Here is an 11,781-nt window from a genome sequence, read left to right as displayed (position 1 = left end):
AGAGGCAAGTGACGAGTCAAGAGCAATGAGGCTTGAACAACGTGAAAGCCAGCGTCTTTAGGCGCTGGCTGGTAATTTGGGCTTATAGCCCTGGTACAAACCACCCGTTTGACGGGTGGTCATGATTGATATTGCGAATTGTGAAAGTCTGTTTTTTGCAGTTGTCAAAGTTTCGAAAATCAAAGGTATTGCATTGGATAAGATTATTATTCTCTCCTAACTTTACGTTGGAATAAGGTAATTGAAGAGGGAGTAGATGCTTTCTTTATTAAGATTCTAAAAAGTCTAAAAGCGAGGATTAGCTAGCTCTAGATTCTTCTCAATGAGTACGCAAAACCTTACTCTAAAAGTAAAAATGTAGAATATTATAGTGGTGCTTTAATTCTTATTAGCAACTCAAGAGTGTCTCTATAATCTCTTTAGTAGTTAAGCACATACGAAAAGTCGGCGATACAATAGTTCGCTACTATGCTGTTAGTAGGGGTTGATGACCATGTACTAATGAAATATTTGATTAAATTGCTTCATGGTTTGGCATGATTTACAATTCTCCTTAAGTATTGAAGTAGAACAATTTGGTGGACTGTTTTAGCCGGAATTTAGGAGTATAATAACAAATGGTAAAAAAGATTAAGAATGATTTTAGCGTTTAGGACTTAGTATGAGAAAAAAGTTTTCAATATCAAGCAGTTGTGATAAAATGTAATTGTTCCATAGGATTCTTTCTAATGATGGCTTGGTCGCTTTTCACTATAGATTTTATGGGACTTTTTTCTACATCAAAATAGGCTCCATAATATCTATAAGGGATTTACCCACTATAAATATTATAGAGCCTTTTTTATCAGAATGGCAATTTCCCTGCGAAAGCACCTAATTTTTTCTTAGTCGTTTCATCGATTTGTTCAAGAGCAGAGTTGATGGCTTGAACAGTCATATCAGAAAGAGTTTCAAGGTCTTCCGGGTCAACGACAGCTGGATTGAAGTCAATACTGACAACTTTCTTATCTCCAGTTAAGGTAGCTTGAACAAGGTCTTGAGCAGATTTGCCAACAAATTGCATAGCAGCAAGCTCAGCTTGACTTTGTTCCATTTGTTTTTGAAGTTTTTGTGCTTGACGCATCATATTTTGCATGTTCATCATGGTGATTTACAGTTTCCTTTTATCTTATTTTCTTTCCTATTTTATCAATTTTAGGTTTAAAAGTCTATTGTTAGTATGAATCTACTAACATTAAATTGTCTGAAAATTTATTGAAAAATGAGTGAAAACATGTTATAATGAAACGTAAAATTAATTAAGGTTTCCTGAACCAATAGGAGTAAACAATGAAAAAACTAGGTTTTATCCTTTTATCTTCAGCCTTGCTATTGACAGCTTGTGCTGTTAGGTTTGAAAAATCAGCAGATACAACCGATTCGTCTAAGGTGACAGCCTTGTCTGAAGATAAGCAAAAAATGCTTGATAAGGCCACAGCTGACTATAAGACTTTTGTGCAAGAGCAAATTGATAAACTTTTGACAGATACGGAAGGCTTTGTCAAACTGTTGAAAGAAGGTAAGTTAGAAGAAGCCAAGAAGGTCTATCCATTGATTCGTATGTCTTATGAGCGTTCAGAACCAATTGCCGAAAGTTTTGGTGAGTCAGATGTCAAGATTGACTTCCGTTTGGCAGACTATATGGACGAAAACAAGACCGAGAAAGGTTGGTCAGGTTTCCATCGTATCGAGCGTATACTTTGGGAAGACAATACAACAAAAGGAACTGAAATCTACGGAGATCAGTTGGTTAATGATATCAAGGAATTGAAAGCTAAGATTGCAACTGTAGATGTGGATTACAAGGTTATGTTGACTGGAGCAGTTGACTTGCTTAACGAAGTAGCGAAAAGCAAGATTACAGGTGAAGAGGAAATTTATTCTCATACAGACTTGTATGACTTCCGTGCCAATATTGAGGGAGCTGAGAAGATTTTCCAACTCTTTAAACCTTTACTTGAAAAATCAGACGCTAACCTAGTTAAAGAATTGGAAGCAGATTTCAAGTCTGTCAATAGCTTGTTGGACAAACACATGACCGACAAGGAACACTATAAGCTCTATACTGATTTGACAAAAGAAGATACCAAAGAATTGTCAGAAGCTGTGACAAAACTTGGTGAGCCTCTATCACAAATGGGTAAATTTCTTAGTGGAGAATAAGAGTCATGACTGAAAAAGACGAAAAGTTTTTTGAAAAGAAAATGGACCGTCGAGAATTTCTAAAAAAAGCAGGGATTGGAGGGGCTGGTTTAGCGCTAGGACTCTCTGGTGCTTCTGCTTTTTTCGCACCTAAGCTAGGAAGTCAGGAAAAAATCTCGTACGGAAATGAAAAAATTGCTTTTTATGGCAAGCATCAAGCAGGGATTAGTACGCCCATGCAAAAAAATATCTATTTTGTTGTCTTGGATTTGCATACGACGGATAAGGATAAGATTATTCAGTTGTTCAAGGATTGGACGGATTATAGTGCCAAGTTGGTCGAGGGGGAATTGGTCAAAAAAGATGGCCAGAATGCTCTCTTGCCTCCGAGCGATACTGGTGAAACAGTCGGGCTCAATCCTCATCGTTTGACGCTAACTTTTGGTGTTTCTGCGAGTTTCTTGAAAAAGATGAACTTGGAAAACAAGCGTCCACAACTGTTTAGGGATTTACCGCCTTTTCCTAAAGAGCAATTGCGTGAAAAATATACTGGTGGAGATATTGTGATTCAGGCTTGTGCCGATGATGAGCAAGTTGCCTTTCATGCTATTCGAAATCTCATCCGTAAGGGGAGAAATGCGGTGACCCTTCGTTGGAGTCAGTCTGGTTTTGCAGCTATCGGAGATCGAATGGAGACTCCGCGTAACCTCTTTGGTTTTAAAGATGGGACAGCAAATCCAACCAAGGAGCAAGACTTTGACCGCGTCATCTGGGCTGATAGTAAGGACTGGATGGAAAATGGATCTTATATGGCAGTTCGTCGGATTCAGATGTTTTTAGAGACCTGGGACCGTACTAGTCTTGAAGAACAAGAAAATACCTTTGGTCGTTACAAGGAAAGTGGTGCCCCCTTTGGTAAGAAAAATGAGTTTGATGAAGTGGATTTGAGTCTCTTACCTGATGATTCGCATGTTCGTTTGGCTAAAGAAGTGGAGAAACCACTTTTACGTCGTTCTTACTCTTACTCAGATGGGATTGATGAAAAAACTGGCCAGTTTGATACGGGCTTGCTCTTCATTTCTTTCCAGAAGGATCCTGATAACTTTGTCAAGGTTCAAACCAATCTAGGTGCTACAGATAAGATGAATGAATACATCACTCATATCGGTAGTGGACTCTTTGCTTGCTTTGGTGGTGTGGAGAAAGGAGGCTACATTGGTCAGAAATTATTGGAAGGCTAAAAGCTGGTTACTAGTTTTAGCTTTGTTATTTTTAATTCTTTCCCCAGTAGGTGCTCAAGAAAGCTTGAGTTCTTACTTTGTAAAAATCACAGATGCTTCTAAAGCGGTCAAAAATGGCAATCAGTCTGAAGCACAGAAACTTGTTACAGAGATGGCAACAGACTTCGAAGGAGTAGAAAATAAGGATTCTGAGGCTGGTAAGGTTGTTAAGGAAAAGTTAGCTCAATCAGGCGAGATTACTGATGACAAACTCACCGAACTTTCTGCAGCCCTATTAGCCTTTGAAAAAGAACAAAATCCTGTTGACCTAGATGCGGAAAAGGAAAAGTTGGTAAACCGTCTAAGTCCTCGTTTTGAAGCCTTGGAACAAGCCATTTCCTCCAAAGATTTGGAAAAGGTTCGAGAAGCCTTTAAGAAAATGAATTCCACTTGGACCATCAATGAAAGTGTGGTTCGTGACAATAGTACAGCCCATTACGGCCGTGTTGAAACAGCTATTTCTTTCTTGCGTAGTAGTATGGAAACCGAGCCTACAGATTTCAACTCAATCCAGACTTCCTTTGAGAACTTAAAAAAGGCTATTGATGATTTTGTAACTGGAAAAGAAATAGCAGCAACATCTTCGGATTTGACTCTCAAAGACGGCATTGCCCTTTTGAAGAAGGCTTTGGAACAATTTCAAGCTGGTGATCAAGCATCAGGAGCCGCTAGTATGAAGGAATTCATCACTATCTGGCCAACAATTGAAGGTTCTGTTAGCACGACCAATCCTTCCCTCTATACTCGAGTGGAAAGTGAAAGCCCTGTGATTATGGTCAAGGGAAGTGAAAAGGAATACCAAGAAAAATTAGAAAAACTGATTGTAGATTTATCACAAATTGATACCAGTGCACGTTACAATGCCTTTGATGCTATGCTCATTCTCCTGAGAGAAGGTGTAGAGGCCCTTTTAATCGTTATGGCTTTGGTAACGACCTTGAAAGCAGCCAAGCTGCGTAAAGGGCTCAAGTGGGTTTATGGTGGTGCTATCACAGGAATCATGGCAAGTCTGGTTATTGCTTTCATCCTGCAAATTGCTTTTCCAGCAGTGACATCAGGATCCAATCGTGAAATCATCGAAGGAGCAGTGGGGATTTTTGCGGTAGTTATGATGATTTTGATTGGAATCTGGCTTCACAGCAAGTCCTCAGTCAAAAAATGGAATACCTTTATGGAGTCACAAATGGAAACAGTGACTAAGACAGGTTCCTTTATTTCCATGTTTGCTCTCAGTTTTCTAGCTGTTTTCCGTGAGGGAGCAGAAACCATTCTCTTTTATGTTGGGATTATACCAAGAATTTCCAGTTTTGAATTTGTCTTGGGAATTTCACTTGCCTTGCTGGTTCTGGTAATTATTGCAATCATGATGAATAAGGCCAGTCAATTCTTCCTGCCACATAAGGTCTTCTTTATCCTGACTTGGATGATTTATGCTCTGGCTTTCAAGATGCTGGGGGTTAGTGTCCACGCTCTTCAGTTGACCAATATGGCACCAAATCACTTGCTGACAGGATTTCCAACAATCGACCTGCTTGGAATTTACCCAAGTTGGGAAGGTTTAATCAGTCAGCTAATCTTTATTATTATTGTCTTGATTGTCACTTTCAGACAGGGTGAAGAATACGATGGATAGAAAAGAATTGACAATCGTTGAACATCTGGTAGAGTTTAGAAAGAGATTATTGGCAGTGGTCATTTGTTTCTTTTTGGTATTCTGTGTTTCACTGCTTTTTGCAGATCAAATTTACCAGTATGTGACCCAATCTTTTCAGCAAAAGTTGATTGTTTTAGGGCCAAATGATATTTTATGGATTTACATACGCTTAGCTAGTCTGATGGCCTTTACTATCACCCTACCTTACACGGTGTATCATATTTGGTCTTTCATTAAACCTGGTTTAAAGAAGGAAGAAGCTAGAGCTATTTTTGCTTATATTCCAGCTAGTTTCCTTTGTTTTCTAGTTGGACTAGTTTTTGGTTTTTACTTTGTAACACCAGCCTTACTTCAGGTTTTATTAGGGCTAGGAGAAGGACTATTTGAAACGCAGTTAACAGCCCAAAATTATCTGTCCTTTGTTTTTCAAACGACCTTGCCCTTGGCTCTGATTTTTGAATTGCCGGTTATCATTGCCTTTTTGACGTCGATTGGGCTCATTGGACCAGAATTGTTGATTGCTTATCGCCGATATGCTTATTTTATCTTATTGGTACTTGCAGTCATCTTGACACCAGCCGACTTTGTTAGTGATTTGGCAATGACTGCCCCCTTGATTTTACTCTATGAATTGAGTATTGCTATCAGCAAACACATTATGAAACGCAAGCAGAAAGGAGCGAGAAATGGGAATCTTACGTGATATCGGAGCACCAGGATTGATTATTATCGTTTTAGGAGCTCTCTTAATCTTCGGACCAAAACGATTGCCTGAACTAGGCGAATCAATTGGTAAAATGCTATCCGAATTTAAAAAAGCAGTTAAAGGAAATGAAAATCAAGATAAGGAAGACTAAATCTTGTCTAATAAAAAACTTTGTACTCTGGTAACCATTGTGTGGCTAGCTAGAGTGCAAAGTTTTTTTGAGCTTGGAAAATTTGGAATTAAAAACTGATTTTAAAAATTCATGATTAAGCCTTTTATGGGTGGTCATAATTGATGTTTACAAAATTTTAAGAAAAATCAGGACAATAGTGATATATTTAAGAAGCTAATTCATAGATTATCTGATATATCCGTCCAAGATCTTGAAAAAATTGATTGACTGTTAGATATCATTTTCATTCCATATCAAGAATCAAAACAACTAAAAACAGAAGTAGTGTTTAGATAGGAAACTTTTTTAGATGTTAGAGACCCTGATTTTATGATAAAATAAGTAGAAGATTTATATTTGTAGTTAATCTTATGTCCTTGTAAAATTTTTGTATTTTTAAATGTTTTTTAAGAAATAATATTTTAAATACAGAGATAAAATATAGCCAAATAAAGAGTAGTGTAAAATTTGAATTGCCTTCATAGCTTTCCTTTCATTAGAAATTAGTTTATCAAATGAAGAAAGATTAATATTATTGAGATACTAAAAAGTATCTATTTTATCCTGAAATGTCTAAATTAAGAAAATTTTTACCATTTGAGATTTTTATAATTTAATTTCCATCATTCTGATAAGATTAAACTTATAGAAGGAGGCTAAATATGAAAGACTATATTTTATATCAAGATAGAGCTATCGTAAAGGTACCACTCTCTAAAATTTATTATGTTACAACTCACCCAACAAAAGCTCATGCTGTTCTTTTTGTAACAGCAGAAGGGAATTTTGAAGCTTCAACCTCACTAGCTAAAATCGAAGAGGAAAGTACAGAAGAACTTATTAGATGCCATAGAAAGTTTCTTGTGAATAAAGATAAAATAGCAGGATTTAATCATGAGACAAGAACGATTATGTTTATGGATGATAGAGTATCAGACATCGCTTGTTCTAGAAGACACTTTACAATATTAAAAAATCAGTGGAAAAATATATAGGAGTGAAGTAGTGAATATTTTTATACTAGAAGATAATTTTTTACAACAGACTAGAATTGAAAATGTTGTCAAAAAAATTTTGGTGGATAATAAGATTGAGTATAGGCATTTTGAGGTTTATGGAAAACCTCAACAGCTTTTAGAGGACATTTCAGAGAGAGGAAATCATCAATTATTTTTACTTGATATTGAAATAAAAGATGATGACAAAAGAGGATTAGACGTTGCTAGAGAAATTAGAAAACTTGATTCTCAAGCAGTGATTGCTTTTGTAACATCACATTCTGAGTTTATGCCTGTATCTTTTGAATATTTAGTATCGGCTATTGATTTCATTGATAAAGAATTACCTGAACCATTATTTATCAAACGAATTGAAAATGTTATTTTAAGTGTTAGCGATAATCAAAGAAGAACAGTATCTGAGGACTCTTTTATATTTACAGGATCCAAAGCTCAAATTCAAGTCCCTTTTAAAGATTTATTGTATATTGAAACATCAACAATTGCTCATAAGTTGACTCTCTATTCAAAACGAGACATAGTTGAATTTTATGGACAATTGTCAGATATTCTTAAACAGGAACCACGTTTGTTTCAATGTCATAGATCATTTATCGTAAATCCTTATAATATATCTTTAATTGATAAAGAAAACCGGATAGTTCATTTTCAGAACGGATCCTCTTGTATTGTCTCTAGATTAAAAATTCGTCCACTTATGAAAGCTATCGAAAGACTTCATGACTAAGGAGATTTAGATGATATTTTTTTTAAATATTTTAGGTGTTTTTCTATTGTTATGTATCCATGCTAGGGTTGTAGGTGAGAGATTAAATCTGAAAAAAGTAGTAATGTCCATTATTCTGTTCCATCTTTTAACATTACTATTTATTGTTTTATTTAAATCAACTGAATTTTACTTTCTTGGGTCATTATTGCTTTATCCTACCTTTTTTATCCTATATACTTTGTCTATTGGTAAATTAAGAAGTAAGGTTTCTTTATTACTTTTTTACTCATTATTTCCAATTGGATTTTGGGATGTCATCAAAAATTTCTTAGGTTACTTTATAATTTCTAAGATTCCAATATTGTATAGACTATATGAAACTAATCTAGGAACAATGATTTTCTCTTTATTAGCTGAAATTATTGTGTTATTTCTTATTAGTCTCTTTCGATATAATTTTAGTCATTTAAAAATAAAGAACTTGGATAGAAAGACAAAATTTATTTTAATTACTGCGGATACTTTAATGCTAGCCTATTTTATCTTACCACCTTATATAAACTACAGTGATAAAGTAAGTTGGGATAGAATGTTGGATTATAAAGAATTATTGACAGCAGTTTACTTTTTATTGTTTATTTGTTTTGTTAATCTATTGGATAGAAAATTACTTCAAGAATTACAGGAGAAAGTCGTTCTACAAAAAGACATTCAATTGCAAAATCTTAGCAATTATAGTCAACAAGTTGAAGGGTTGTATCAAGAAATTAGAGGCTTCAGACATGATTATGCTAATATTTTGTCAAGCTTAAAAATAGGTATAGATCAAAAAGATATTAATCTGGTTTCTCAAGTTTATGATAGTGTTTTGAAAAATTCTGGTGAAAAATTAAAAGGCAAGCGTTTTGATGTAGCACATCTAAGAAATATCAATGATTTGGCGCTAAAGAGTTTACTATTATCTAAGTTATCGGAGGCCCAAAACTTATCTATTCCAGTTTCCCTGGAGATTAGTGAACAGTTCTCTATAAAAAATATGGAACAAATTGACTTCTTAACAATTACTTCTATCTTGTTAGATAATGCTATAGAGTCCGCAGCAGAAGGAGGAATAGCAATTTGTTTTCTTGAAGATACAGAATGGAATAAATTAGTCATGATTGTAAAAAATTCTACTTTAGAAAGAGAGATAGAATTGAGAGATATATTCAAGCGTGACAATTCTTCAAAAGGCGTAGGTAGGGGTATAGGCTTGGCGAATGTTCGGAGAATTTTAAAATCTTATCCAAATGTATGTTTGAAAACCACAAGTAAAAATTATGTCTTTACACAGATCTTGGAAATAGAACTTTAAAAGAGTCCCCCTTAAAATATTCTATAGAATATTTTAAGGGGGACTCTTTTGTTATGACTTTATATACATTTAAATGCTCAATTTATAGCAAACATAGGAATTCTGACGTAACCATTTTATGGTGACTCTCTTTCATTACTTTGATTCTAGGGTCAGGGGCCAAATGATAAGATGGTCTTTTTTTTAATAGATAAGGTATTCATTAATGGAAACTATGGAGGGGTAAGGAATTTCCTCTATGTTAAAGAGGATCATATCAGTTTGAATGGCTCTGGTTTCAAAGTCTATTTCTTTGGATTACATGATGATAGTAAGGTAAGTTGTACCTTCCTTATTTTTTAGCTAGTTCCTGTAAATGAGTTAGGAAATAGTCATAACAATAAAACTGGGCAAAAAAGCTAGAGTGACGAGTTCACAATATCTAGCATCGATTTGTGGAACAAATTTTAAAATGGTTTATTTTTAATATTGAAAGGTTACAAATCATGAAAAAATACGTTTCGTGATGAAAAAAGTACATTTAAAGACTTTGTGGTAAAAATCTCTTCTTTCCTGATATACTGAACTTGTCAAGGTTATAATCTCATAAAATCATATATTATAGAGGATCTACTCATCGTGGAAGCAAAAACAACTCATTCAAAATAGTTTTAAAAAAATAAGAGGTGCTAATATGTTAAATGAAACTATGATTCAGCTTATACTCATTGCGATTTGTTGCATGTACATTATTTTTAACACCAAGGCTGATAAAAACCCAAAGAGAGGATATCGTACAGCTTTGTACCTTTTCGTTTTGGCTGGTATTATATCGTATATTATGAACTATCTAAATTGGTTAGATTTTTTCTTATTAATAACTCCGATAATGTGTCTATTTAAATTTGAAGATAAGTGGAGTTAGCAGCATGTAAATACTTTGTGGTAAAAATCGATTTTGTACTGCTATACTGAACTTGTCAAGATTATAATCTGACAAAAAATACCTATTATATAGGAGGTATCCATTGTGAATATAAAAACTATCGAACAAGTTAATGTGCGAAAAGCTGATACTCTTGCTACTGTTGAAGGAGGTAAAAATGACTTGACATGTATTTTAGATACGGCAGGGATGGTTGAGATAGGCTTTTTCAACGCTGATCCTGTTAGTGTTACATTTGCGATTTCAACAGGCGGGCTAGCGGCAGAAAGTTTTTGTAAATAATGAGAAAAATAATTAGTATATTTTATATTATTTCTCTAGGAATCTTGTCTTTACTAAAGTCACAAGATATTGTTGATATCATAGCAACTCTACTATTGATTTGTATAGGTTTAAAAGGAATAAACCAAAAGGGAACTTTATAAGGTTGTGACGACTATAATTTTTAGCCTCATTACATGTTTGGACAATGTTTCATTTGTTAATTTCCAAATTGAGAATGGGGGTATTGTAACTAAGTGTGATTGTGAGTCAACTAAAGATGTCATGGCTAATGGTTGGATATCATCATTGGGGAGGAGATATTGGATTTTAGCTTATAGAGGATAATTTATGGATAAGAGAACAGAAGAAATTCTTAATAAGATTTATAATTTGATTTTAGATACAGATATTCATAAAAATGAACGAGATATTTTATTACGTTATAAAATTCTATTAGAGAATACAAAAAATGAGCAGAGAGTTGTCATGGAGTTGGCTGAAGCTCTTCGTCAGCAGGCTGTTAGTGGGATTAATAGTCACAAATCAATGAGCCCAAAGGTTGCGACATTTTATAAAGAAATTGCCACATATGGACAATTGAGTAAAAATCTAGCTCAAGGATTAATTTCTTTTGGTATAACGAGATAAGGAAAATGAGCAGAAAAAACTTACCAAGTTTTTAACAAGACAAAAAATTTTTTATATAAATCTAAGGAAGTATTCATGATGAGACAATTTGAAGTAATATTGTCCAGCATTGAAGGTGGACTTTCATGTTTTGAGAAGGAATTGTTGCTTTAGGAGGACATGGTGGAGCTATTATAAGCTTTTTGGGAAGAACTGGAGATATAGAACGTTGAGGTACAGATGAAGCATCGTTTAATAATTGCAATTAGTTTTATAATGACTGGGATAGCCATTAACATTTTATTCGAATCAAATACTATTATTCATAAATTTATTGCTATATTAGGTCTGAGTATGTATTATAGAGGTGTTTTTAGAGAGTATAAAAACTTTAAAAACAATTCAGATTTTTAAATTTTATATTAAATCACGTAATTTGTGTGGCCTTAAAATTTGTGATTTAATAAACTTTATAAAATTGTAAAACAAAAAAAGTACCTAATAGCATACTGAATACTTTGGATCAATAGTCATGTAACAAAAAAAGAACAGCTGAAACTGTTCTTTTTATCATTATTTGAGACCGTATTTTTTGTTGAAACGATCCACGCGTCCATCTGCTTGAGTGAACTTTTGACGTCCAGTGTAGAATGGGTGTGAGTCTGATGAAATTTCCACACGGATCAATGGGTAAGTTTCGCCTTCGAACTCAACTGTTTCGTTAGAGCGTTTTGTTGAACCGCTAAGGAATTGGTAACCAGTAGTTGTGTCCATGAAGACAACTGGGCGATATTCTGGATGGATATCTTTTTTCATTTTGCAATATTTCCTTTCTGCCATGGTCTCTTTGCGAGCCATAGATTGTTACCATACTAGTCTATCAGATTCTG

General features: G+C 34.4%; 12 protein-coding genes. 10 read left to right on the top strand and 2 right to left on the bottom strand.

What is annotated here, in order from left to right:
* Nucleotides 1–844: 844 nt before the first annotated feature.
* Nucleotides 845–1,144 (bottom strand): YbaB/EbfC family nucleoid-associated protein, encoded by a 300-nt coding sequence (locus tag FJR77_RS09680; protein ID WP_000981526.1) that lies wholly within the window; start codon nucleotides 1,142–1,144, stop codon nucleotides 845–847.
* Nucleotides 1,145–1,329: 185 nt separating this feature from the next.
* On the opposite strand from FJR77_RS09680, the gene efeO reads away from it, so the two are divergent.
* The 10 genes from efeO to FJR77_RS09620 all read left to right on the top strand — a co-directional run bounded on the left by efeO (nucleotide 1,330) and on the right by FJR77_RS09620 (nucleotide 10,912).
* Nucleotides 1,330–2,202 (top strand): iron uptake system protein EfeO, encoded by an 873-nt coding sequence (gene efeO / locus FJR77_RS09675; RefSeq protein ID WP_140834659.1) that lies wholly within the window; start codon nucleotides 1,330–1,332, stop codon nucleotides 2,200–2,202.
* 5 nt (nucleotides 2,203–2,207) lie between these two features.
* Entirely contained in the window at nucleotides 2,208–3,422 is a 1,215-nt protein-coding gene (efeB, locus tag FJR77_RS09670; protein WP_140834658.1) for an iron uptake transporter deferrochelatase/peroxidase subunit, read from the top strand.
* Nucleotides 3,397–5,094 (top strand): FTR1 family protein, encoded by a 1,698-nt coding sequence (locus tag FJR77_RS09665; protein WP_140834657.1) that lies wholly within the window; start codon nucleotides 3,397–3,399, stop codon nucleotides 5,092–5,094. Before efeB ends, FJR77_RS09665 begins: the two co-directional genes overlap by 26 nt.
* Nucleotides 5,087–5,818, top strand: coding sequence for a twin-arginine translocase subunit TatC (gene tatC / locus FJR77_RS09660; protein ID WP_140834656.1), 732 nt, complete (start codon nucleotides 5,087–5,089; stop codon nucleotides 5,816–5,818). Before FJR77_RS09665 ends, tatC begins: the two co-directional genes overlap by 8 nt.
* The gene (gene tatA / locus FJR77_RS09655; RefSeq protein ID WP_000512111.1) at nucleotides 5,802–5,972 is read left to right on the top strand and encodes a twin-arginine translocase TatA/TatE family subunit; all 171 of its coding nucleotides are present in this window, start codon (nucleotides 5,802–5,804) and stop codon (nucleotides 5,970–5,972) included. Before tatC ends, tatA begins: the two co-directional genes overlap by 17 nt.
* Before the next feature lie 683 nt (nucleotides 5,973–6,655).
* Nucleotides 6,656–6,988 carry a LytTR family DNA-binding domain-containing protein gene (locus FJR77_RS09645; RefSeq protein ID WP_000656277.1) on the top strand — a complete coding sequence of 111 codons (333 nt, stop codon included), beginning with the start codon at nucleotides 6,656–6,658 and terminating at the stop codon, nucleotides 6,986–6,988.
* Between the two features lie 10 nt (nucleotides 6,989–6,998).
* Nucleotides 6,999–7,739, top strand: a complete 741-nt coding sequence (locus tag FJR77_RS09640; protein WP_140834654.1) for a response regulator transcription factor — start codon at nucleotides 6,999–7,001, stop codon at nucleotides 7,737–7,739.
* A 10-nt stretch (nucleotides 7,740–7,749) separates the two neighbouring features.
* Nucleotides 7,750–9,075 (top strand): GHKL domain-containing protein, encoded by a 1,326-nt coding sequence (locus tag FJR77_RS09635; RefSeq protein ID WP_140860133.1) that lies wholly within the window; start codon nucleotides 7,750–7,752, stop codon nucleotides 9,073–9,075.
* Nucleotides 9,076–10,084: 1,009 nt separating this feature from the next.
* Nucleotides 10,085–10,282 carry a hypothetical protein gene (locus FJR77_RS09625; protein WP_001022715.1) on the top strand — a complete coding sequence of 66 codons (198 nt, stop codon included), beginning with the start codon at nucleotides 10,085–10,087 and terminating at the stop codon, nucleotides 10,280–10,282.
* A 330-nt stretch (nucleotides 10,283–10,612) separates the two neighbouring features.
* Nucleotides 10,613–10,912: a bacteriocin immunity protein gene (locus FJR77_RS09620; protein ID WP_000361393.1), complete on the top strand. Its 300-nt coding sequence runs from the start codon at nucleotides 10,613–10,615 to the stop codon at nucleotides 10,910–10,912.
* 552 nt (nucleotides 10,913–11,464) lie between these two features.
* Here the strand turns inward: FJR77_RS09620 and FJR77_RS09615 are convergent.
* On the bottom strand, nucleotides 11,465–11,707 hold the full coding sequence (locus FJR77_RS09615) for a type B 50S ribosomal protein L31 (RefSeq protein WP_000710764.1): 243 nt from the start codon (nucleotides 11,705–11,707) through the stop codon (nucleotides 11,465–11,467).
* Between the last annotated feature and the right edge of the window lie 74 nt (nucleotides 11,708–11,781).

Source organism: Streptococcus shenyangsis, assembly GCF_006385785.1.
GTDB lineage: Bacteria > Bacillota > Bacilli > Lactobacillales > Streptococcaceae > Streptococcus > Streptococcus shenyangsis.
This window is presented reverse-complemented; position numbering and strand designations above follow the sequence as displayed.